General features: G+C 72.5%; 21 protein-coding genes. 7 read left to right on the forward strand and 14 right to left on the reverse strand.

The window, feature by feature from the left end:
- Positions 1 to 56: 56 nt before the first annotated feature.
- A complete protein-coding gene (locus Q5530_RS02055; protein WP_415360303.1) occupies positions 57 to 866 on the forward strand; it encodes a DddA-like double-stranded DNA deaminase toxin in 810 nt (269 codons plus the stop codon).
- Positions 851 to 1282 (forward strand): Imm1 family immunity protein, encoded by a 432-nt coding sequence (locus Q5530_RS02060; RefSeq protein WP_415360305.1) that lies wholly within the window; start codon positions 851 to 853, stop codon positions 1280 to 1282. The genes Q5530_RS02055 and Q5530_RS02060 overlap by 16 nt, the downstream gene beginning before the upstream one ends.
- A gap of 10 nt (positions 1283 to 1292) precedes the next feature.
- Here the strand turns inward: Q5530_RS02060 and Q5530_RS02065 are convergent, their stop codons facing one another.
- Positions 1293 to 2144: a LysR family transcriptional regulator gene (locus Q5530_RS02065; protein WP_415360307.1), complete on the reverse strand. Its 852-nt coding sequence runs from the start codon at positions 2142 to 2144 to the stop codon at positions 1293 to 1295.
- An 80-nt stretch (positions 2145 to 2224) separates the two neighbouring features.
- Here Q5530_RS02065 and Q5530_RS02070 point away from each other — a divergent pair, with 80 nt between their 5' ends.
- Positions 2225 to 2587 (forward strand): DoxX family protein, encoded by a 363-nt coding sequence (locus Q5530_RS02070; protein WP_415360309.1) that lies wholly within the window; start codon positions 2225 to 2227, stop codon positions 2585 to 2587.
- A 31-nt stretch (positions 2588 to 2618) separates the two neighbouring features.
- Here Q5530_RS02070 and Q5530_RS02075 read toward each other — a convergent pair whose 3' ends face one another.
- From Q5530_RS02075 to Q5530_RS02085, 3 genes are all read right to left on the reverse strand, one after another.
- The gene (locus Q5530_RS02075) at positions 2619 to 3035 is read right to left on the reverse strand and encodes a cellulose binding domain-containing protein (protein WP_415360312.1); all 417 of its coding nucleotides are present in this window, start codon (positions 3033 to 3035) and stop codon (positions 2619 to 2621) included.
- A 65-nt stretch (positions 3036 to 3100) separates the two neighbouring features.
- A complete protein-coding gene (locus Q5530_RS02080) occupies positions 3101 to 5203 on the reverse strand; it encodes a hypothetical protein (protein WP_415360314.1) in 2103 nt (700 codons plus the stop codon).
- Positions 5200 to 6093 carry a hypothetical protein gene (locus Q5530_RS02085; RefSeq protein WP_415360315.1) on the reverse strand — a complete coding sequence of 298 codons (894 nt, stop codon included), beginning with the start codon at positions 6091 to 6093 and terminating at the stop codon, positions 5200 to 5202. Before Q5530_RS02085 ends, Q5530_RS02080 begins: the two co-directional genes overlap by 4 nt.
- A 130-nt stretch (positions 6094 to 6223) precedes the next feature.
- Here Q5530_RS02085 and Q5530_RS02090 point away from each other — a divergent pair, with 130 nt between their 5' ends.
- The 3 genes from Q5530_RS02090 (at position 6224) to Q5530_RS02100 (ending at position 8406) form a co-directional block, all read left to right on the forward strand.
- Positions 6224 to 6937: an NUDIX hydrolase gene (locus Q5530_RS02090; RefSeq protein WP_415360317.1), complete on the forward strand. Its 714-nt coding sequence runs from the start codon at positions 6224 to 6226 to the stop codon at positions 6935 to 6937.
- 34 nt (positions 6938 to 6971) lie between these two features.
- Positions 6972 to 7544: a DinB family protein gene (locus Q5530_RS02095; RefSeq protein WP_415360319.1), complete on the forward strand. Its 573-nt coding sequence runs from the start codon at positions 6972 to 6974 to the stop codon at positions 7542 to 7544.
- Between the two features lie 478 nt (positions 7545 to 8022).
- The gene (locus Q5530_RS02100) at positions 8023 to 8406 is read left to right on the forward strand and encodes a hypothetical protein (protein ID WP_415360321.1); all 384 of its coding nucleotides are present in this window, start codon (positions 8023 to 8025) and stop codon (positions 8404 to 8406) included.
- A gap of 373 nt (positions 8407 to 8779) precedes the next feature.
- Here Q5530_RS02100 and Q5530_RS02105 read toward each other — a convergent pair whose 3' ends face one another.
- From Q5530_RS02105 to thrS, 7 genes are all read right to left on the reverse strand, one after another.
- Positions 8780 to 9760, reverse strand: coding sequence for an NUDIX hydrolase (locus Q5530_RS02105; protein ID WP_415360322.1), 981 nt, complete (start codon positions 9758 to 9760; stop codon positions 8780 to 8782).
- Positions 9757 to 10878: a glycosyltransferase family 4 protein gene (locus tag Q5530_RS02110; RefSeq protein WP_415360323.1), complete on the reverse strand. Its 1122-nt coding sequence runs from the start codon at positions 10876 to 10878 to the stop codon at positions 9757 to 9759. The genes Q5530_RS02105 and Q5530_RS02110 overlap by 4 nt, the downstream gene beginning before the upstream one ends.
- Positions 10875 to 11807 (reverse strand): phosphatidylinositol mannoside acyltransferase, encoded by a 933-nt coding sequence (locus Q5530_RS02115; RefSeq protein ID WP_415360324.1) that lies wholly within the window; start codon positions 11805 to 11807, stop codon positions 10875 to 10877. The genes Q5530_RS02110 and Q5530_RS02115 overlap by 4 nt, the downstream gene beginning before the upstream one ends.
- Positions 11804 to 12412 carry a phosphatidylinositol phosphate synthase gene (gene pgsA / locus Q5530_RS02120; protein WP_380633543.1) on the reverse strand — a complete coding sequence of 203 codons (609 nt, stop codon included), beginning with the start codon at positions 12410 to 12412 and terminating at the stop codon, positions 11804 to 11806. The genes Q5530_RS02115 and pgsA overlap by 4 nt, the downstream gene beginning before the upstream one ends.
- Before the next feature lie 60 nt (positions 12413 to 12472).
- Positions 12473 to 13312 (reverse strand): helix-turn-helix domain-containing protein, encoded by an 840-nt coding sequence (locus tag Q5530_RS02125; RefSeq protein WP_380633541.1) that lies wholly within the window; start codon positions 13310 to 13312, stop codon positions 12473 to 12475.
- A 276-nt stretch (positions 13313 to 13588) separates the two neighbouring features.
- The gene (locus Q5530_RS02130) at positions 13589 to 14134 is read right to left on the reverse strand and encodes an HIT family protein (RefSeq protein ID WP_415360326.1); all 546 of its coding nucleotides are present in this window, start codon (positions 14132 to 14134) and stop codon (positions 13589 to 13591) included.
- On the reverse strand, positions 14131 to 16146 hold the full coding sequence (gene thrS, locus Q5530_RS02135) for a threonine--tRNA ligase (protein ID WP_415360327.1): 2016 nt from the start codon (positions 16144 to 16146) through the stop codon (positions 14131 to 14133). Before thrS ends, Q5530_RS02130 begins: the two co-directional genes overlap by 4 nt.
- 157 nt (positions 16147 to 16303) lie before the next feature.
- Between thrS and Q5530_RS02140 the strand changes: the two genes are divergently transcribed.
- Positions 16304 to 19900, forward strand: a complete 3597-nt coding sequence (locus Q5530_RS02140) for a CHAT domain-containing protein (RefSeq protein ID WP_415360328.1) — start codon at positions 16304 to 16306, stop codon at positions 19898 to 19900.
- 238 nt (positions 19901 to 20138) lie between these two features.
- On the opposite strand, the gene Q5530_RS02145 is transcribed toward Q5530_RS02140, so the two are convergent.
- The 3 genes from Q5530_RS02145 to Q5530_RS02155 are packed head-to-tail and all read right to left on the reverse strand — an operon-like array spanning position 20139 to position 21984.
- Complete coding sequence (locus Q5530_RS02145) at positions 20139 to 20480, reverse strand: hypothetical protein (protein WP_415360331.1); 342 nt, start codon at positions 20478 to 20480, stop codon at positions 20139 to 20141.
- A gap of 38 nt (positions 20481 to 20518) precedes the next feature.
- Positions 20519 to 21220: a FadR/GntR family transcriptional regulator gene (locus tag Q5530_RS02150; RefSeq protein WP_415360333.1), complete on the reverse strand. Its 702-nt coding sequence runs from the start codon at positions 21218 to 21220 to the stop codon at positions 20519 to 20521.
- Positions 21217 to 21984, reverse strand: coding sequence for a 3-oxoacyl-ACP reductase (locus Q5530_RS02155; protein ID WP_415360335.1), 768 nt, complete (start codon positions 21982 to 21984; stop codon positions 21217 to 21219). Before Q5530_RS02155 ends, Q5530_RS02150 begins: the two co-directional genes overlap by 4 nt.
- Between the last annotated feature and the right edge of the window lie 2 nt (positions 21985 to 21986).

The following is a 21986-nucleotide window of genomic DNA, read 5'->3' on the forward strand; positions in this document are numbered from 1 at the left end:
GGGCACGGGTTCGCCCCCTTGTCCCTCGTGTCACGCTGACGGGGAAGGGGGCGAGGGTGACGTCGACCGGGGAGGTGGCGGCACAGGTCCGGGCCGCGTGCGCGAAAGGCGAACAAGCGCGGACCGCCTTGGAACAGGCGAAAGACCTGGCCGGCGAAGCGCATGACGTGTTGGCCCGCGCGTTGGAAGGCGCACGCCACCTCGGATCCGACGTGGAACAGGTCCTGTCCGCGCTCAACCAGGTGGTGGACGGGTGCGAAGGCCACCTGTGGCCGCTGATCAACGAGGCCGTGAAAGCCGCCGAGGACTTCGCGGCCGAATTGCGGGGCGGGCGGCAGCCCACCACGTTCCCCGCCCCGACTGCCCGGGGGCCCGCACAGCCGCCGCAACAGCACCCGGCCCGCCAGTCCGACACCGCCGACCCGCCCGTGATCCCGCCCGAACGGATCGAGCGACTGCGGCGCGAACTCCCTCCCGATGTGCCTCCGCCCGATCAACGCCCGCCAGGCACGCCGCGACCCAAGACACACGGGCGGTGGATCGGTCCCGATGGACAGGCCCGGCTCGTTGTCAGCGGCGAAGACGAGATGTACCGCGAATCCGAAACTGTGCTGGCTGATCTCGGTTTTCGCAGGAAGCTGACCCGTGCGTCCGACGTCGAGATGAAGTTGGCGGCGTACATGCGCAACCACGGTGTCCGATCGGCCACACTGTTGATCAACAACTTGCCCTGCCGCGGTCCGCTCGGCTGCGATGAGCTCGTACCGGTGTTGTTGCCCGAGGGGTGCACAATGACCGTACACGGCGCAAATGGCTTCACGAAGACCTACCGAGGAGGGGCTGCACCACCGTGGCGCAAGGGCTGAACGTCTACTACGACGACGGACACGCAGACAACCCCGTTGTCATCACCGAACCGGAGGAAGTCCGGGAACTCTTCGTGGCCCTACGGGGCAAGTACTCCGCCGGCAGCGCCGTCCTGCTCACGATCGTTCCCGTCTCCGATCCGTGGAGTTCAGAGCTGAACGCGGGGATCGATGGTGACGTGGGCGTTCTGCACTACTCCGGCGAGGACCACCCGGAGGGCGTTTACAGCAGGAGTTCCACGCCTTCCAACGCCGAACCGGTGATCTACTACTACGTCACGGCGGACACGGAGTTCCCGCCCAACTCCGAAGTCCCCGTTGCCGATGTGGAAGCCGCCGTCGTCGACTACCTGACCACCGGCCACCGGCCGGAGTCCGTGGTGTGGCAGCCCACCCGCGGCATCCACGTGCCCTGAGCCGCCGGGGTCAGGTGCGGTAGGCGGCCGTCGCGAGCTGGACGAACGACCGGATCAGGTGATTCGTGTCGTCCCTCTTCCAGGCCAGCACCACGCGGCTGGGGCTCATGTCGACCACCGGCACGACGGTGAGTCCCGGGGCCGGCTCGTGGCCCAGGACCGTCACCCCGATCGTGCCGTTCCAGAGAACGGATTGCCGGCATTCCTGGACCGCGCGCACCACCGGCCCCTCGCGGGGTTCCCCGCCGTTCCAGTACGACTGCCAGAGGGGGTCGGTGCCCTCCGGGAACAGGAACCAGCGGCGGTCGGCCAGGTCGGCCAGCCCCAGGCTCCGGTGGCGGGCCAGCGGGTCGTCCGCGCGCAGCAGCGCGCCCACCGGGTCCGCGCGCAGTTCGCACACGGTCAAGCCGGTCTGGTCGAACGGCGCCCGGGTCAGGGCGACGTCCACGAGCCCGGCGCGCAGCCCGCAGGTGGGATCGGTCAGGTCGGTCTCGCGGATGTGGACCTCGACGTGCGGGTGCCGCCGCCGGTGGGCGCCGGCCAGTTCGACCACGTCCGGATCGGTGCTGTCGCCGAGGATGCCGACGGTGATGGTCGCGGGGCCGGCCGCGGCGGCCACGCGCACGCGGGCCCGGTCGGCGTGCTCCAGCAGGGCGCGGGCCTCGTCGAGCAGCACCGCCCCGGCGGGCGTCAGGTGGACACCGGTCGGGGACCGGTGGAACAGCACGACGCCGAGTTCGCCCTCCAGGTGCTTGATCGCCCGGCTCAGCGGCGGTTGGCTCATGTGCAGCCGGGCGGCGGCGCGGCCGAAGTGGAGTTCCTCGGCGACCGCCAGGAAGTAACGCAGTGTGCGCAGCTCCACGGTGCGACGATACCCGTGCGGTATCGGTTGGGTGACACAGGTCTTGGACAGCCGCGACGCCCGGCGGTGGAATTCGGGGCGTGGACATCGCGTACTGGTTCGTCGCCGGCCTGCTGAGCCTCTTCTACCTCTACTCGGGCGGGATCAAGGTGATCCGGAGCCGCGAGCGGCTCCGGCCGATGATGGCCTGGGTGGACGACACGCCGATGCCGGTCGTCCGAACCCTCGGCGTGCTCGAGGTGCTCGGCGCGATCGGCCTGGTCCTGCCGCCGCTGACCGGCACCGCGCCCTGGCTGGCCCCGGTCGCGGCCGGCGGGCTCGTCGTCCTCCAGGTCGGGGCGACCGCCGTCCACCTGCGTCGCGGTGACCGCCGCATCGCCCTCAACCTCGGGCTCCTCGTCGCCGCGGCCGGGGCAGGCTGGCTGGCCACCACCTGGTTGTAAGACCCGACCACGCACCGACGGCGGTCACCCGTCAGGCGGCGCACCTGACCGCGTTGAGGCTGACCCCGGTGAGGGGCAGCGGGGAGCCGTTGTGGTTCACGGCGAACTCGATCTCGGCGTACTGACCGGTGTACAGGTCCCGGTTCCAGGACGGGGCGTTGACCCGCACGTGGTAGGACAACTGGGTGAAGCTGCCGCCCCAGAGGTAGGCGATCGTGCCGGGGCCGCCCAGCTCGAAGTTGACGTACCAGGGCGCCGCCCGCTCCGGGCCCAGGTTCGTCACCTTCAGCTTCACCTGGTACCCGCCCTGCCAGGCGTTCACCACGGTGTACTCGTAGCGGCAGGTGAGGCGCGGCGCGGGCGGGTCGTCGACGGCGACCGCCGGGGTGGCGAGGGCGATCCCCCCGACCACGGCCAGCAGGGCGGCGAACACTCGTCTGAACCGCATGGCCGTCCTCCGGGGCAACGGGGAAGCGCTTGCCCAGCAAGCTAACGGGTGCGGCCCGGCACGCGCTACGGCCGTTCGCGAACCACTCCCCCGCCGGGACCCACGGGCCCGGAGCCCGCGACCGGGTCGGGCCGCCGCCAGTGGCGCTGGTCCAGCTCGCGGGCGCTCCACTCCCGGCCCTCGCTCGCCACCGCCTCCAGCACGCGCAGCGCGTCGACGACCCCGGCCGTGTCCAGCGCCAGGTTCCGCAACTGGTCCAGGCTCTCGACCTCCGCGTCCCGCAGCCCCTCGAAGTTCTCCACCACGACGGTGATCGACTCCCCGTTGACCAGCGACAGGCTGAACGCCTGGCTGAGCACCAGCGCGTCGTCGTCGTCCACCGGCGCCTGGTCCGGCACGACGAGCTGCCGCAGCCCCTTGGCGAACCGGACGCCGACCTCGGACACCCGGGCCGAGGCCAGCGCGTCGTACCGGAACGACGCCCGCCGCTCGTTGTGCACCGACCCGTCGAGCAGGTCGAGGTCCACCTCGATCTGCCGGACGCCCCTGGCGGTGAGGAAGAAGACCCGCACCACGTAGGCGGAGTAGCGCGGCGGACCGAGCAGCACGCGGGCCCGCGCGGCGTCCCGGGCGCCCTCCACCAGCGTCACCTGGGCCAGTACGTCGTGGGAGGCCAGATCGCAGCGGTGCAGGGCCGACATCTTGATCGCGGCCTTGTCGTGGTCGAGCCACCTGGCGATCTGGCCGTCGTCCGGCCTGGTCCTGAGTGCTTCGACGAGTTCGGCGTGGTGCCGCTGGTCGAGTCGCAACCTCTCGGCGCGGTCGCGCTTCACCCGGGCGCGCCACCGCGCCACCGCCACCAGGTGGCCGACGCCCTGACCCACGAGGGCGCACACACCGGCCGCCACGGCGAGCAGGTCGAGGACCGCCCCCAGGGCGGGCGAGAAGTACGAGAGGACGAGTTCGCCGACGATGATCGCGCCTCCCGCCGCGCACACCAGCACGTACCGCCTGAACCGGCGCCGGACCTCCTCCAGGACGGCGCTCCTCTCCACGTGCCGGTGCTCGGTGATCTCCCCGACCCGGCTGCGGATCAACCAGTTGATCGCCGAGGGGCCCACGTCCGTGCCCCGGTAGGTCTCGACGATCTCGCGCGTCAGCGACCAGCGCGGACCCTCGTCGGTCCCGGTGTCGCCGGCTCGACGGCGCTTCTCGAACCGCATCCCGACCAGTTCGGTGATCCGGGCCGCGAACCGGCGTTCGGTCTCGGTGCCCCCTCCCGGCACCCCGGCCGCGGTCGCGTTGTCGAGGCGTTCGGCCTGCTTGAGCTGCCGCAGGACGAACGCGCAGCGGTACCAGGAGAACCCGACCAGCGCCGTGCCGACCGCGGTCGCGCCCAGGATGAGCGGGAGGTGGAGGTCGTCCCAGAGCGGGCTGTGGCCGCCGAGCCGCCAGCCGCCCTCCTCCACCAGGTAGAGCACGCCGGCGGCGGCGAGCACGAACAGGAGGAGCTGGACCGGACCCGAGCGGGAGGGCTCGCGGGGCAGGTGGGCCGGTAGCGGCGGAGCGGGCTCCGGCTCGAAGAACTTCCACGACTGGCCGCGCCGGTCGTTCTCCTGGCGCCGTTCTTCGATCAGCCCCCTCCTGGCCCGGTGCGCACCGCTCCCGTGGACGCCGTCGAGCACCAGGTCCAGGTGTCGGACGGCCTCGGCGTGGCGCTCGCGGGGCAGGCTCTCCAGCCGGTCGAGGACTTCCGGACCCCGGTCCTCGGCCCGGTCGACCGCGTGGCCGACCAGGTCCAGCACGACCTCCAGCGCGTCCCACCAGTCGTCGCGCGGTAATCGGGCGGCCACCCGGTGGGCGATGTCGAGTTCGGCGAACTCGACGCTGCCCAGGTCGCGCGGCCCGCGTCCGTGCACCACGGCCAGGGCTGAGTAGTAGGCGACCCGGGTGGAGGGCTGCTCCCCCACCAGCAGGTCGTGCAGGAGCCGCCGCGCGACGTGCGCCGAGCCGGCGTCCAGGTTGGCGAGGGCGACCTGGAGGCGGCGCTCCGGCGTGTCCCCGGGGACGGCCTGGTACACGGTCTCGTGGCGGTGGAACACGGCGTTGCCCTGCACCACCCCGATCTGCGCCTCGACGGTGGCGTTGCCGCCGGCGACGTTGGTCATCGGTCCTCCCCGGTCCCCGGGCGGGACGGCGCCGCGCCGAAGGTGACGTTGCCGTTGACGACGCCGACCTGCGCGCCCACGTTGGCCTGGTCGGTGGCGGAGTTGTGGTACGTGGGCTCGTGCCGGCCGCCCCCGGGCCGGTCCGCAACCCGGTCCGCCGCCGGTCCCCCGGCCGTGTCGTCGTGCTCCGCGACCAGGGCGGCGGCGAACGCGGCGGCGTGCCGGGCCGCGAGCGGCTGGAGCCCGGCGGCGTCCGCGTCGGCCTTGCGCCCGTCGGCCCGGTCGCAGATGCCGCGCACGGTGATGGTCGGCGTGGCGTCGTTGAGGTGGCCGGCCTGCGCGACCCCGGCGCTCTCCATCTCCACCGCGACCGCGTCGTTGTAGTGCAGGCGCAACTGCTCGTTCAGCGGCGAGGTCGTCGAGTTCAGCACGACCTCGCCGGCCGCGACGGGGTCGAAGTGCACCGCCACGTCCGCGCCCCAGCCACCCCGGCGGGCCACCAGCCTGGCCAGCTGCTCCAGCCGGTGGGAGGTGTCCCAGGCCCGGGGCCTGGCCAGGAACTCGTCGCCGTCCTGGCGTCCGCCGTGCGGGGCGTAGACCCTGGTGGCGACGACCACGTCACCCAGCCCGATCCAGTCGCGCAGCCCGCCGGCGATGCCGACGAAGAGGACCGCGGCCGGGCGGAACTCGGTGATGGCGCGTTCGGTGATGGTCGCGGCGGCCGAGTTGCCCATGCCGATCGACGCCAGGGCGACGCGGCACCCCGGCCGCCGGGCGAGCCGGCCCACGTCGAACACGGTGCCCGCCGCCTGGTGGTGCGGACGCACGTCGGCCAGGTGCTCCCGCACGGCCGCGTGCTCCAGGTCGAGCGCGGTCAAGATCACGATCATCGGCTGTCCCTCCTGTGCCCGCGCAGCCAAACACCCGAGTCAATTTTCGTCAAGATGACGATTATTGCGGTTACCGCAGGTCGTAACGATGTGGTCACCTTTTGTCGTCAGAATGACGTGAATTAGGATGATGATCGTGGACGAAGAGTGGACGAGCCCGACCGTGGACGTGACGGTCGACCTGGCGGTGCTCACCGTCCGGCACGACGTCCTGGAGGTCCTGCTCGTCGAGCGCGGCGAGGACCCGTTCCGCGGCGCCCTCGCCCTGCCCGGCGGTTTCCTCGCCGACGAGCGCGAGGACATCGACACCGCGGCGGCGCGCGAGCTGGCCGAGGAGACCGGCCTCGTGGCGGACGGGCTCCACCTGGAGCAGCTGCGCACCTACGGCGCGCCCGACCGCGACCCGCGCGGCCGGGTCATCACCGTCTGCTACCTCGCCCTGATGCCCGACCTGCCGCTCCCCACCCCGGGCGGTGACGCGGCCGCCGCCCGGTGGGCCCCCGTCGCCGACGTCCGCGACGGCCGGTCGCCGCTGGCGTTCGACCACTCCGCCATCGTCGCCGACGCGGTGGAGCGGGCACGGTCCAAGTTGGAGTACACGACGCTCGGGGCGTCGTTCTGCGGCCCGGAGTTCACCGTGGCCGACCTGCGCCAGGTCTACGAGGCGGTGTGGGGCAGGCGGTTGGACGCGCGCAACTTCCACCGCAAGGTCACCGGCATCGAGGGGTTCCTGATCCCCACCGGCGAGCGCACCACCCGGCAGGGCGGCCGGCCCGCCGCCCTGTTCCGCCGCGGCCCCGCGACCGTGCTGCACCCGCCGATGCTGCGCTCCCGCGCCGACTGACCGCGTCCAGGGCCGGTGGTGCAGGCTCGTACCCGTGATCGACGACTTCGCGAAGGACTACCTGCACGGCGACCTGCGGGAGGTCCGCGAGGCGGTGCTGCGCAAGCTCGACGGCCTGTCGGAGTACGACATCCGCCGCCCCCTCACCCGGACCGGGACCAACCTCCTCGGCCTCGTCAAGCACCTGGCGCTGTCGGAGGCCCGCTACTTCGGCGAGGTCTTCGGCCGACCGTTCCCCGAACCCGTCCCCCGCTGGGACGACCTCGACCGGCGCGGCACCGACATGTGGGCGACCGAGCACGAGACCCGCGAGGAGATCACCGACCGCTACCGGCGCGCCTGGGCGCACTCCGACGCCACGATCACCGCGCTCGCCGTCGACGCACCCGGCCACGTGCCCTGGTGGCCGCGCCCCGACGTGGTGCTGTTCACCGTCCTGGTCCACGTGCTCACCGAGACCAGCCGGCACGCCGGGCACGCCGACGTCCTGCGCGAACAGCTCGACGGCGCGGTGGAGACGGGCTCGGACCGGGACGCGGCGTTCTGGGCGGACCGGTGCGCGGAGATCGAGCGGGCGGCCAGGGCCGCCGACCCGACCGGGGTGTGAGCGCGCGACGGCCACCGGCACGCCGGGCCGGTCAACCCGGCGTCACCGGAGAGGTGGCCGCCTTCAGTCGAATTCGGGTTCTCAGCCAGGAATTGTCACACGCGCTCAACGGCACAATTTGGCCGCACCCTGCCTCGATCGGCGGTCGGCTTCAGTGGGCGCGCAGAGGTGCCGTAGTCGATGACGAATGATCAGGACCGTCGCCCTTGCAACGGCAACGAGACGAGCGGTATAGCGCGACCAACCACCCTCAGCGACCCGGACTAGACCGCAAAGTATTCCATGGGCCGAACAGGTGGAATACCCTGGATCATCTGGCGCCATTCCGACATGTGGGATCTGTGATACACGGCAGAAGAACCAGGTGCGGCGCGCCGAAGAGCAGGGCCAATGCGCGTCGACCCGACTTCGAAGTTCATTTCGATTCCGTCCGACCTCAAGGATCACGGGCGGACGACGCGACACAGGAGGATGACCCATGCGCAAGTTCAGGTGGGCGGCGATCGTCGCTCTGCTGCTGGGCGGGATCGCGTTCGCCGGCGCGCCCGCCACCGCGGAGCCAGCCGGAGCCGCCCCCAACGCCCTCCGCGGTCTGTTCACCTGGTGGCACAGTGCCAGAGCCGACCACTATGCCTCCGGCACCGCGGTACGGGACAACGACGCGTTGAACGTCGGCTACACGTTCCTTCGGAATGAGGGTTACCTGCAGACGACGAACGTCAGCGGAACGGTTCCCCTGTACTTGTACTGGCACAGCGGCCGGATGGACAACCTCACCACGGCAACCGCAACCGGAATCAGCGACGCCGTCGCCTCCGGCTACACGTTCGCACGGATCGAAGGCTACGTTTTCCCGGCTTGACGCTCCCCAGCACCCAACGGCGCGGAATGAATTCCGATACATGGGCGAAACGGATATCGGGAAACGCATGAGGCCCGTTCGCTGCGTGCGATACCGGGTGTTCGTTCCCGCCGATGGGAGCTGGAACGCGTTGTGCGGGTCATCGACACCTACGTACTCCGACTCCAGGCCCGCTCGAACTCCTCGGCGGTGATCGGCGCCATGCCGTGCTCCCGAGGGCTCGATCGGCTGGTCGGTGAGCCCGAACCCGTCACCGTCCAGGCGACGCCACGAGAACCGGTGCGACCACCAAGCCCTCGACGTCCACGAACTCGAAGTACGCCCGCGGACGGTCCGACTCCTCCAGCACCCGATACCAAGAGGGCCGGGTCCGTCACCGGATCGACCGCGTCGTCCCGTCCCACCCGGACACCACACCCGGCAGCGCCTCCGCCAGCTGCGCCGGGTAGACCACCGCGTCCCCGCCGGCCAACTCCTCCACCGACCACCACCGGTGGCCGCGGATGGTGCGCTGCTCCACGTCGTCGAAGCGCGAGGTGTCCACCTCGGACCCGCGCGGAGCCCGGCCGACGAAGAACCACTCCACCGCCGCGTAGTTCCGCCCGTCGAAGGCGAACACGGCGTGCCGCTTCCACACCGGACCGACCAGCTGGTCCGCCGGCAGCGCCATCCCGGTCTCCTCGAACAGCTCCCGCACCGCCGCGTCCCGCAGCTCCTCCCCCGGCTCGACCCCGCCGCCGGTGGTGAACCAGAACAGCTCGTCCGGCCGGGTCGGGTCGAAGCCCTCGAACAGCAGCACCCGGTCGGCCTCGTCCAGCAGCACCACCCGCGCCGACACGCGCTGCACCAGCCCCGACGCCTCCGCGTCACCACCCGGTTCGGCGATCTCGAAGTACGTGGGCGTCGGCGCGGTGCCGGCCAGCCGCAGCCAGCGCACCGAGCGTCGGCGGCGCAGCGCCAGCGTGTCGCGCACGGCGTCGTTGTGCACCCGGCGCGCCAGCACCACCCGCTGCTCCGCGTCGGACAGCTCGGCCGCCAGCGCGGGCGCCAGCACCGACCGGTCCAGCCCCGCCAGCAGCGCGCTCAACCGGTTCTCCGCCGCCTCGCGGTCGGGTCGCCGCGCGCCCTCCGCCTCGTCGGCGGCCACGCCCAGCTCGGGCCTCCCGCACACCACCGCGACCGCCCGCGTCACCACCGCGCGCCGCGCCAGGGCCGCGTCCAGGGCCGCCCACGCCGAGTCCGTGCGCACGTGCAGCCGGTCCAGCCGGTTGGCCGTGCCCAGGATCCACGGACCCACCAGCAGCGCCACGCCCAGCAGCACCAGGAACGCGGTCGCGGTCCCCGAGCTGGTCACGCCTCCACCACCCGCCGCGGGTCGGCGGCCGTGGCGCTCTCGTAGACCCTGAGCACCTGGTGCGCCACCACGGACCAGTCGAACGTCATCACCCGCTGCCTCGCCACGTCCACGTACCCCGCCCGCCGCTCGGCGTCGGTCAGCAGGTCGCGCAGCGCCGCCGCCAGCGCGGCCGGGTCGCCCACCGGGGTCAGCACCCCGGCCTTGCCGTCGTCCAGCACCCGCCGGAACGCGTCCAGGTCGCTGGCCACCACCGCCGCGCCCGCCGACATCGCCTCGGTCAGGATGATCCCGAAGCTCTCGCCGCCGGTGTTGGGCGCGCAGTAGACGTCCACGCTGCGCAGCGCGCGCGCCTTCTCCTCGTCGTCGACCATGCCGAGGAACACCATCCGCGACGCCAGCTCCGGCCCGGCCTGCTCGCGCAGCTCGTCCTCGTCGCCGCGGCCCACCACCAGCAGCCGCGCGTCCGGCAGGTCCAGCGCCCGGAACGCGTCCAGCAGCACCGGCATCCCCTTGCGCGGCTCGGTGAACCGGCCGACGAAACCGATCGTGCCGCCGGGGCGCGGGTAGCCGTCCAGGGGCGCGGCGTCGGCGAAGAAGCCCACGTCCACGCCGTTGGGGATCTCCAGCGCGTCCCCGCCCAGGTGCTCCACCTGCACGCGCCTGGCCAGCGCGGACACCGCGATCCGGGCGGTGATCTTCTCCACGAACGGCTGGAGGAACGGCTGGAGCGCCAGCAGCATCTTGGACCGGGGCGTCGAGGTGTGGAAGGTGGCCACGATCGGCCCGTCCGCGATCATCAGCGCCAGGAACGACAGCGAGGGCGAGGTCGGCTCGTGCAGGTGCAGCACGTCGAACTCGTGCTCGGCGATCCACCGCCGGACCCGGGTGAACGACACCGGCCCGAACGACAGCCGCGCCACCGACCCGTTGTAGGGGATGGCGACCGCGCGGCCGGCGGAGGTGACGAACTCGGGCAGGGGCGTGTCGTCGTCGGCGGGCGCGAGCACCTCCACCTCGTGCCCGAGCGCGCGCAGGGCCCGCGCGAGGTCGACCACGTGGGCCTGCACCCCCCCGGGGACCTCCAGGGAGTACGGGCACACGATGCCGACCTTCACACCGACTCCCCTCGGCGGGCCAGCACCCGGCGCAGGGCCCGCTGCCTGCTCTCGGGCAGGTCGTCGATCCACAGCGGCTGCATCATGTGCCAGTCGGCGGGGTGCGCGGCGATGTCGGCGGCGAACACGTCGGCCACCTGCTGGGTCGCCGCGCCCACACCCGCCACGCCCGCGACCCGGACCGGCGGGTGGAAGCGCAGGTTCCAGCCGTCCTCGGTGAACCACAGGCCCACCGGCAGCAGCGCCGCGCCCGTGGTGGCCGCCAGGTGGGCCGGGCCCGCGGGCATCAGCGTGCGCTCGCCGAAGAACGTCACCGGCATCCCGCCCGCGGTCAGGTCGCGGTCGGCGAGCAGGCAGACCACCTTGTTCTCGCGCAGCCGCTCGGCCAGCACCACCGCCGGGTTGCGCTCGCCGCCGGTCAGCGGCACCACCTCGAAGCCCAGGCTCTCCCGGAAGGCGATGAACCGCCGGTAGAGCGACTCCGGCTGGAGCCGTTCGGCGACCGTGGTGAACGTGCCGCAGTGCTCGACCATCCAGATGCCGGCCAGGTCCCAGTTGCCGCTGTGCGGCAGGGCCGCGACCACGCCCCGGCCCTCGGCCAGCGCCGCGTCCAGGTTCTCCACGCCGCTGAAGCTGCGGTCGAGCTCGGCGAACAGCGCCGCCCGGTCCATCGACGGCAGCCGGAACGCCTCGCGCCAGTACCGCGCGTAGGAGCGCAGCGACTGCCGGACCAGCTCGTCCAGCTCGGCCTCGCCCGCCCGCGGCACCACCCGGCGCAGGTTCCGGCGCAGCTGCCGGACCCCGTCGCCGCCGCGTCTCGCGCCCCGGTCGGCGGCCGCGTCGAACACCCCGCGCGCCACCCGCTCCGGGAGCACGCGGGCGAGCCGCCAGCCCGTCGCGTAACCGAGGTCCACCAGCCGCTGCTTCACGTCAGCTCCTTAGCCTCGCGGCTCACGCCCAGCACGCGTTGCGCGACGGTGGCGATGACCAGCGCCGCGAGCAGGTAGAGGGCCACCGGGAGGATGTAGGGCACACCGAGGCCGTGCAGGCCGATGCCGAGCAGGCTGATGATGAACCGCTCGGCGCGTTCGGCCAGGCCGCCGTCCGCGGCGACGAACCCGGTCGCCTCCGCGCGCGCCTTGACGTACGAGATGACCTGCGCGCCGACCAGCGACACGAGGGCGGCGACGGCCAGGCCGCGCTCCCCCGCGTCGAACGCCCACCAGGCGATGGCGGCGAACAGCGCGCCGTCGGCGATGCGGTCGCAGGTGGCGTCGAGGACGGCGCCGAACCTCGTGCCGCCGCCGCCCGCGCGGGCCATGGCGCCGTCGAGCAGGTCGAACAGCACGAACGCGGCGACGAGCAGCGCGCCCGCGACCAGCTGTCCCCGGGGGATGAACCACAGGGACGCGGCGACGGAGCCGACGGTGCCCAGCACCGTGACGGCGTTCGGGGTGAGGCCGCGGCGCAGCAGCCACGCCCCGATCGGATCGGTGACGCGCGAAACCGACGCGCGAGCGAAGATGTTCAGCATGGGGTGGCCAGGCACCTACCGGCGGGGACGATGTGGTCCCCGGCAGCCTAACGGCCCAGCTCAGCCGAGCTTGCGGTGGTCCCTGGAGATCTGGTCCAGCAGGTCGTCCAGCTCGTCGCCGCGCACCGCCAGCCGCTCCAGCCTGCCGAACAGCGCCAGGTACTCGCGCACGTCGTGCGGGTCGGTGATGGTGGCGTTGCCGGTGAGCACGGTGAGCGTCACCACGCGCTCGTCGTAGACCTGGAACCCGTGCGGGGCGACCATGTTCGCGTCCACCGACCAGGGCACCACGCCCAGCTGCACGTTTGGTCTTCGCAGGAGCTGCACCAGGTGGTCGATCTGCTCGCACATCAGGTCCGCGGACCCCATGCGCCAGCGCAGCGCGCTCTCGGCCAGCAGGAACACGAACCGCTTGCCCAGGTCGTCCATGCGCGCCCGGCGGCTGCGCAGCGTGGCGATCGCGGTGTCCTGCTCGTGGGAGGGGGTCGAGTTCAGCACGACCCGGAGGTAGTTCTCGCTCTGGAGCAGCGAGGGCACACCCGCGTTCTGGAAGAACCGGCTGGTGGTGGCGCGGGCCTCGATGCGGGCCACGGTCTGCTGGTGGCGGTGGGCCCCGCGGTGCAGCACCACCCGGCGGGTCTCGGCCTCGGCGTGCAGCTGGCGGGCCAGCTCGACCAGTTCGACCCTGGTCTCCCTGGTCGCGGACAGCTCGGCGACCAGGCGCTCCACGTCGGTCACGGACGGGAGGAGCATGCCGTTCTCGATCTTCGACAACTTGGACTGGCTCATCCCGGTGGCGCGCGCCGTGGCCGTACCCGTCATCTTGGCCTCGGTGCGCAGCCTTCGTAACTCGCGCGAGAGCCGTTCTCGGGCCAGCCGCGAACGCTCAGGTGCGGTCATGCAACGCACCGTATCGATCGCCAACCCTCTTGACGATCGGCCACCACGGTGCTTGCGGCCCCTTGACATGTCACTCGTTGGTGATCTGCATTACGCCGATGACGATCACGCGCAAACGCACGTGCACCCGCCCGTGCACCTGCCGAACTCCCGCGAGTCGTACGTCCAGGACCCCCGAGTTACACGTTCAGGACGCCCTCGCGGGTGCGCGAACGTGTAACTCGGGGGTCCTGGAAGTACGACACGGGGGGCCTGGACGTACGACTCGCGCGGGGTTCAGGCGGTGGGCCAGGCTTCCGCCAGCAGTGCCCGGGTCTCGGGCAGCAGCTGCGGCAGGACCTTGGTGTGGCCGATGACCGGCATGAAGTTGGCGTCGCCGCCCCAGCGCGGCACCACGTGCTGGTGCAGGTGGGCCGCGATGCCCGCGCCCGCCACCACGCCCTGGTTCATGCCGATGTTGAAGCCGTGCGGGCTCGCCACCAGGCGGATCACCCGCATCGCCCGCTGGGTGAACTCGGCGAACTCGACCGTCTCGGCGGGCGTCAGGTCCGTGTAGTCCGGCACGTGCCGGTACGGCAGGACCATCAGGTGACCCGGGTTGTACGGGTACAGGTTCAGCACCGCGAACACCAGTTCGCCGCGCGCCAGGATCAGGCCCTCGGCGTCGGCCAGACCGGTCACCCGGCAGAACGGGCACCCCTCCGGCTCGTCCCCGACCGCCTTGCCCTCGCCGCGCACGTAGGACAGGCGGTGCGGGGTCCACAGCCGCTGGAGCGCGTCGTGGACCCCGACCCCGTCCTGCTCCTCGTAGTCCGTCGTCACCTGAGGAGGTCCGCGGTGGGCGAGGAGTTCTCCCGCCGGGAGACCCAGTCGACGACCAGTTCCACGGCCCGCGCCACCGGCACGCCGTTGACCTGCGTGCCGTCGCGGAAGCGGAACGACACCGCGCCCTCCTCCACGTCCTTGCCGCCGGCCAGCAGCATGAACGGCACCTTCTGCGTGGTGTGCGTGCGGATCTTCTTCTGCATCCGGTCGTCCGAGGCGTCCACCTCGACCCGGATGCCCCGCGACTTCAGCGCCGCGGCGACCTCGCGCAGGTGCTCCACGTGCTCGTCGGCGATCGGGATGCCGACCACCTGCACGGGCGCCAGCCACGCCGGGAACGCGCCCGCGTAGTGCTCGGTCAGCACGCCGAAGAACCGCTCGATCGAGCCGAACAGCGCCCGGTGGATCATGATCGGCCGCTGCCGCGAGCCGTCCGGAGCGGTGTACTCCAGCTCGAACCGCTTGGGCTGGTTGAAGTCCAGCTGGATGGTCGACATCTGCCACGACCGGCCGATGGCGTCCTTGGCCTGCACGGAGATCTTCGGCCCGTAGTACGCCGCGCCGCCCGGGTCCGGCACCAGTTCCAGCCCGGAGTCGACCGCGGCCTGCCGCAGCGTCTCGGTGGCCTCTTCCCACTCCTCCGGGTCGCCGATGAACTTCGGCGAGTCGTCCCGGGTGGACAGCTCCAGGTAGAAGTCGCTCAGGCCGTAGTCGGCGAGCAGGTCCAGCACGAACTTGAGCAGCGACCGCAGCTCGCCCGGCATCTGCTCCTTGGTGCAGTAGATGTGCGAGTCGTCCATGGTCAGGCCGCGCACCCGGGTGAGGCCGTGGACCACACCGGACTTCTCGTACCGGTAGACCGTGCCGAACTCGAACAGCCGCAGCGGCAGCTCCCGGTAGGACCGCCCGCGCGACCTGAAGATCAGGTTGTGCATCGGGCAGTTCATGGCCTTGAGGTAGTAGTCCTCGCCCTCGAACTGGATGGGCGGGAACATCGTGTCCGCGTAGTACGGCAGGTGGCCCGAGGTGTGGAACAGCCCGCTCTTGCTGATGTGCGGGGTGTTCACGAACTCGTAGTCGGCGTCCTCGTGCCGGCGGCGCGCGTAGTCCTCCAGCTCGCGGCGGATGATGCCGCCCCGGGGGTGGAACACCGCCAGGCCGGAGCCCAGCTCGTCGGGGAAGCTGAACAGGTCCAGCTCGACGCCGAGCTTGCGGTGGTCGCGCCGCTCGGCCTCGGCGAGGCGCTCCAGGTGGGCGTCCAGCGCCTCCTGCGACTCCCACGCCGTGCCGTAGATGCGCTGGAGCTGCGGGTTCTTCTCGTCACCGCGCCAGTAGGCGGCGGCCGGGCGGGTCAGCTTGAACGCCGGGATGTGCTTGGTCGTCGGCACGTGCGGGCCGCGGCACAGGTCGCCCCACACCCGCTCGCCCGAGCGCGGGTCGAGGTTGTCGTAGACGGTCAGCTCGCCCGCTCCGACCTCCATCACCTCGGAGGTGTCGACGTCGCTCTTGAGGTCGACCAGCTCCAGCTTGAACGGCTCCGCCGCCAGCTCGGCCTTCGCCGCGTCCACCGACTCCACCACCCGGCGGTTGAACCGCTGGGCGCCCTTGATGATCGCCTTCATGCGCTTCTCCAGCGCCTGGAGGTCCTCGGGGGTGAACGGCCGGCCGACCTGGAAGTCGTAGTAGAAGCCGTCCTTGACCGGCGGTCCGATGCCCAGCTTCGCCTCGGGGAACTGCTGCTGCACGGCCTGCGCCAGCACGTGGGCGGCGGAGTGGCGGATGACCGAGCGGCCGTCCTCGGTGTCGGCGGCGACCGCCTCCACCTCCACCTCGACCGACGGCGCCCACGACAGGTCCCGCAGGTGGCCTTCGGGATCGCGCACGACCACGACGGCGTCGGCGCCCTTGCCGGGCAGACCCGCCTCGCGCACCGCCGTCCCCGCGGTGGTCCCCGCCGGCACCACCACGCGCGGTGGGGCTTGAGCGGCTGCGGGACGTGGCTGGGACACGATGACTCCTCGGGTGTGCGGACGGTCCTTCCCCCGAGATGTTATCGGTGCTCACCGACTCGTTTTCGGCCGCACCGCTCCGGCACGCCGGGTAACGTGCCGCTCCCGACCCCCGATCGTCACCGGTAGTGACCGCGGAGGAAACGAGGTGGTCCCCGTGCTGCGGCTCGAAGTGCTGGACCACCGCGACGCGACCTCCTGGCGGTGGCGGCTGACCGACGGCGGCGCCTTCGTCGCCGATCACCTGGTCGGGTTGGACCCGGCGGAGTGGCGGTTCGAGGCGTTCACCGATCTCTACCGCTACCTGCGGTGGCACGCCGCCCCCGACCGGCGGGCGGCCCACGAGGCGGAGCTGGTCGCCCAGGTCGGGGACTGGGTCGCGGACCGCGTCCTGGGCCCGATCGCCGGCGCGCTGGCCGCGGCGCGGCGGCCGGTGCGGCTGGAGGTCGGCGCGGGCGTGCTGGGCCACCTGCCGTGGGAGCTGGCCCGGGTCGACGGGCGGACGCTGGCCGAGCACCGGGTGGTCTTCGTGGTGGACCGGTTGCCCCGCCGGCCCGTGGCCAAGGCCGAGGTGGGCGACAAGCTGCGGATGCTCGCCGTGTTCAGCCTGCCGGAGGACGCGGGCGCGCTGAACCTGCGCAAGGAGCGCCACGCCCTGGCCCGCCTGGTCCACGACATCGCCAAGGTCCACCACAAGGGCGTCGAGCTGCGCGTCCTCCAGTACGGCGCGACCCGCGAGCGGCTGGAGGACGCGCTGCTGGAGCAGGAGGGCTGGGACGTGGTCCACCTGTCCGGCCACGGCCTGCCCGCCGGGCTGGTGCTGGAGGACGAGGCGGGCGGGCGCGACCTGATCACCGGCACCGACCTGGTCGACCTGCTGGACCTGACCTCGAACCAGCTCAAGCTGGTCACCCTGTTCGCCTGCGAGTCCGCCGCCGTGACCGCCGCCGAGCACCTGCACCACCTGGGCCTGGGCCCGGCGGTCCGGGCCGACACCGCCCCGGTCGACTCGCTGCCCGCCGTGGCCACCGAGGTGGTCGGCAGGCTGGACTGCGCCGCGCTGGCCATGCGGTACCCCGTGACGGACGACTTCGCGATCGCGCTGGCCGGCTCCTTCTACCGGCTCGTGCTGGGCAAGGGGCAGCCGGTCGCGCGGGCCCTGGCCCTGTCTCTGGCCAAGACGACCGGGCTCGCGTCGGCGACCCCGACCCTGTTCGGCGCCCGAGCCGCCGACCTGCGCCTCGTGCCGCCCGCCGGCGAGCCGCTGGTGTTCCAGGTGGAACACCGGAAGCTGGCCGGGTTCCCGCCGCAGCCGGACCGGTTCGTGGGGCGGGTGGGGCCGATGACCCGGGCCACGACCGCGCTGGCGCCGCGCAGCGGGCGTGCCGGGGTGCTGTTCCACGGGATGGCGGGGGTGGGGAAGACCGCCTGCGCGCTGGAGCTGGCCTACACCCACCAGGACTCGTTCGGGTCGCTGGCCTGGTACGCCGCGCCGCCCGAGGGTCACGCGATCACGACCTCGCTGGTGGACTTCGCCTTCGCGCTGGAGCGGCAGCTGCCGGGGTTGAGGCTGGCCCATCGCGTGACCAGCCCGGACGCGCTGCGGGCGGCGCTGCCCGCGTTGAGCGAGGCGCTGGAGCAGGACCGGGTGCTGATCGTGGTGGACAACTGCGAGTCGCTGCTGACCGGGGACGGGCGGTGGCGCGACGAGTCGTGGGGGTTGCTGGTCGGCGCGCTGCTCGGCCACGGCGGGTTGTCGCGAGTGGTGCTCACGTCGCGGCGGAGGTTCGTGGACGTGCCTGGGGCCGTGGTGGTGGAGGGCGTGCACGCGTTGTCGCTGCGGGAGAGCGTGCTGCTGGCCCGGGAGTGGCCGAACCTGCGTCGTCTCGTCGACTCGGACCAGGAGTTGGCCGCTCGGGCTCTGCGGGTGGTGCAGGGGCACCCGAAGCTGCTGGAGCTGGCCGAGGGGCACGCCGGTGATCCGGTGGCGCTGGCGGAGCGGCTGGACGGGGCGGATGGGGAGTGGCGGGCGCGCGGGGTGCGGCTGGGGCCGTTCCTGAGGGGGGAGGGCGGAACGCCGGACGGTGAGGACTACCTCGCCGTGGTGAAGGGCTGGACCCTGGCCACGGCTGCCGCCCTGCCGCCGGGGTCGCGGTTGTTCTTCCAGTTCCTGTGCTGCCTGGAGGACGACGACCGGATTCCCCTGGTGATCGAGCGCTGCTGGCTGCTGGTGCTGGAGGGGATGCCCCCGATCGAGGACCCGGTCCGGCCGTTGGTCGAGCACGCCCTGGTCACGGTGGCGCGCGGGTCGGGTCGCCACGGGATCCATCCCGGCGTGGCCGAAGCCGGACGCGGGTCCGCGTCGGCGGGCCTGCGGGAGGCGGTGGACACGGTGCTGGCGGAATTCTGGCTGGTGGTCCTCAGCCGAGCGGTGGAGCAGGAGACCGAGAGGCGACTCGGCGGGACGGTGCGCCGTGCGGCCCGTTCGGTGCTGCCCTACCTGCTGCGTCGACAACGCTGGGACAGCCTCTGCACGGTGGCCGCCCACGTGCTGAACCGCGACGGCTCCACCGCTACCGCCACCGCCCTGTTACCCGTGTTGAACACCGCCGTCGATGCCGTTCGGGATGTGCGACCCGCACTGTCACTGGGTCGGATCCGCGCCCGTGCCGTCACCGGCGTCGAGCCCGCGCGGGCCGAGGCGCTGTACCGGGAACTCCTCGCGACCGCGACGGCCGAAGGGCAGTACGACCAAGCGTCGGCGATCGCCTCCGACCTCGTCTTCCTGCTCCGCGACCTGGGACGATGGGCGGAAGCGCTTCACCTGGCGGACGAGGCGCTGGATTACTCGACGCGAGCCGGATCCGATGAGTGGACCCGACTCGCCGCCGAGTCGCAGCGCCTCCGGATCCTGCTCGAGCGGGGTTATCACGAGCAGGTCCTCCAGGCGGTCGAGCGACACCTGACCACCATGAGCGAACTGCCCATGGACGCCGGGGCACCTGACAGCGCCATCCCGTGGAGCGTGCTGGAGGGGACGGCGACCATCGGAGCGGTCGCGGCGGGTGCGCTCAAGCGGTGGCAGCGCGCCCTGGACCTCAACGCCGTCGCCCTGCGCTCCAAGATCGATCGAGGCGCGAGCCACCTGGAGCAGGCGAACACCGCGTTCAACGACTACTTCGCCCTGCTCGGGTCAGGGCGCGTCGGCGAGGCTCAAGAGCTGCTGCGCTGGTGCTCGTCCGTCTACGAGGTCAACGACCACAGCCGTGGGATGGGACGGGTCATGGACGCGCTCGCCGAGGTGGAGGCGTCGCTCGGTCACCACGACGTGGCGGCAACCCTCCAACGGGAATCCCTGCGGTTGTGCTACCTCGACGGGAACGCCGCTGATGCCCTGACGACGCACTACCACCTCTTCCACAACCTGCTCCTGGCGCACGGGGACAGGAGAGCGGGGTGGGCGCACGCCGTCGCCGCCGGCGTGCTCGCGTACCAGACCGGCAACGGCTACCTGGGGCACACCGTGCGCGGCACCGGTCTCCTGCTCGCCGGCAGGTCGTGGTCGACGGACAGCTTCGACCTCGTGTGCGAGGTCGTGGAGGAGGTCGAAGGCGTCCGTTTCGCCGAACTGGTGGCGGAACTGGCCCGGCACACCGTGGACGGGCCCACCGCCCTGGCCGAGGTCCTGAGGATGGCCGGGGAGGCTGCCCGGCAGCTGGTGGACTCAGCCGAGGTCGAGGTCGGGGCCAGCTGAGCCGGGCGCCGCCTCGCGTCCCGTGGTGCGCCGGTGACGCCGGACCGGTTCCCGGTCTCGTGCGCGGCCTGGTCCGGTTCGGTGATCGCCGACCTGGCCGTCGGCACACGTCGACGGCAGGATTCACAGCTTCTCACAGCAAACCGACAGCGGTCCGTGATCGGTGGCTCAGTGTCCGCTCAGGTTGTTCGCGCACCCTTGGCGCAGGTCAGGGACGCGAGAGCAGGAGAACGCCATGTCAGAGCAGCACCCGGCGCCGGAACCGCGCCCCACCACGGGGCCACCCGCCGCCGCACCACCCGTCGAGGAACCCACCCCGCCACCCACCGCTCACCCCGTCGTCGAACAGCCCGCCCCGCGCCGGAGGTTCGGCCGCGTCGTCCGGCACCGGGCCACCCAGCTGGTCGCCGTCGGCCTGCTCGGTCTGGTCCTCGGCGGCGGGCTCGTCGCGCTCCTCGACCGCGACCACCACCGCTTCGGCAACGCCGACCGCCCCGGCACCTCGCGGTTCGACGACCGCGGGCCCGGACGCGGCGACTTCGACCGGGGAGAGCGCGGGGAGCGCGGGGAGCGCGGGCAACGGGGAGAACGGGGGGACCGCCCGGACCGGGGCGACCGCTAGGCGAGGAAGCCGCGCAGCAGCACGGCCGTGCCGTCCAGGTGCTCGGCCATCGCCCGCCGCGCGGCTTCGCCGTTCCCCGCCAGGATGTGGCCCACGATCCCCTCGTGCTGCGCGTTCGAGTGCGCCAGGTTCGGCGACAGCAGCGGGATCCGGTCCAGCAGCTCGTTGACCCGCGTGCGGGCGTCGGCCACGGCCGCGGTCAGCGACGCCGAGCCGGTCGCCTCCGCGATCGCCAGGTGCAGCCGCGAGTCCTTGCGCCGGTACTCCTCCAGCGCCGCGCCGCCGCACTCGGCCAGCCGCCCCAGCAGGTCGCGCCGCTCGACCGGGTCCAGCGCCCGGCCGGCCGCGCACTCCGCCGCCCCCGTCTCCACCGCCGCGCGCCACGTCAGGGCGTCCACCAGGTCGGCCGCCGCGACCCGTCCCCCCGCCGCCGGGACGGGCGGCGGCGAGGTGACGAACGTGCCGCCGTACCGGCCGCGCCGCGACTCGACGTACCCGGCGTCCTGGAGGGACCTGATCGCCTCGCGCAGCGTCACCCGGCTCACGCCGAGCCGACCGGCCAGCTCCCGCTCGGCGGGCAGCCGCTCCCCCGGTCCGACCACGCCCAGCCGGATCGCCCGCACGAGCCGCTCCACGGTCTCCTCGAACGCGTTGCCCGCCCGCACGGGGCGGAACAACGCGTCCCGCAGCGGCGTCACAGCGGTGTCACGTAGGCCCCGGCGATGCCACCGTCCACCAGGAAGTTGGCGGCGGTGATGAACGAGGAGTCGTCACTGGCCAGGAACGCGACCGCGCCCGCGATCTCCTCCGGCTCGGCGAACCGGCCCAGCGGCACGTGCACCAGCCGCCGCGCGGCGCGCTCCGGGTCCTTGGCGAACAGCTCCCGCAGCAGCGGCGTGTTCACCGGTCCGGGGGACAGCGCGTTGACCCGCACCCCCTGCCGCGCGAACTGCACGCCCAGTTCCCGGCTCATCGCCAGCACCCCGCCCTTGGACGCGGTGTAGGAGATCTGCGACGTGGCCGCGCCCATGGTGGCCACGAACGACGCCGTGTTGATCACGGACCCCTTGCCCCGGTCGAGCATGTGCGGGATGGCGTACTTGCAGCACAGGTACACCGAGGTGAGGTTCACCCGCTGCACCCGGTCCCACGCCTCGATGCCGGTGGTCAGGATCGAGTCGTCCTCCGGCGGCGAGATGCCCGCGTTGTTGAACGCCACGTCCAGCGAGCCGTAGGCGTCCACGGCCGTCTGGAACAGGGCCTGGACCTGCTCCTCGTCGGTCACGTCGACCTGCACGAACAGCCCGTCCACGGCCTCCGCCGCGGCCTTGCCCGCGTCACCGTCCACATCGGCCACGACCACCCGCGCGCCCTCCGCCGCGAGCCGCCGCGCCGAGGCCAGGCCGATGCCGCTGCCGCCGCCGGTCACCACGGCCACGCGGCCCTCAAGTCGCTGAACCATTG

Source organism: Saccharothrix sp. BKS2 (genome assembly GCF_047689505.1).
Classification (GTDB): Bacteria; Actinomycetota; Actinomycetes; order Mycobacteriales; family Pseudonocardiaceae; genus Actinosynnema; species Actinosynnema lopnurensis.

Excerpts from the sequence above, each read along its gene's own strand:
- Q5530_RS02075 (WP_415360312.1), bottom strand. The coding sequence starts at position 3,035 with ATGCGGTTCAGACGAGTGTTCGCCGCCCTGCTGGCCGTGGTCGGGGGG.
- Q5530_RS02080 (WP_415360314.1), bottom strand. The coding sequence starts at position 5,203 with ATGACCAACGTCGCCGGCGGCAACGCCACCGTCGAGGCGCAGATCGGG.
- Q5530_RS02085 (WP_415360315.1), bottom strand. The coding sequence starts at position 6,093 with ATGATCGTGATCTTGACCGCGCTCGACCTGGAGCACGCGGCCGTGCGG.
- Q5530_RS02090 (WP_415360317.1), top strand. The coding sequence starts at position 6,224 with ATGATCGTGGACGAAGAGTGGACGAGCCCGACCGTGGACGTGACGGTC.
- Q5530_RS02100 (WP_415360321.1), top strand. The coding sequence starts at position 8,023 with ATGCGCAAGTTCAGGTGGGCGGCGATCGTCGCTCTGCTGCTGGGCGGG.
- pgsA (WP_380633543.1), bottom strand. The coding sequence starts at position 12,412 with ATGCTGAACATCTTCGCTCGCGCGTCGGTTTCGCGCGTCACCGATCCG.
- Q5530_RS02125 (WP_380633541.1), bottom strand. The coding sequence starts at position 13,312 with ATGACCGCACCTGAGCGTTCGCGGCTGGCCCGAGAACGGCTCTCGCGC.
- Q5530_RS02155 (WP_415360335.1), bottom strand. The coding sequence starts at position 21,984 with ATGGTTCAGCGACTTGAGGGCCGCGTGGCCGTGGTGACCGGCGGCGGC.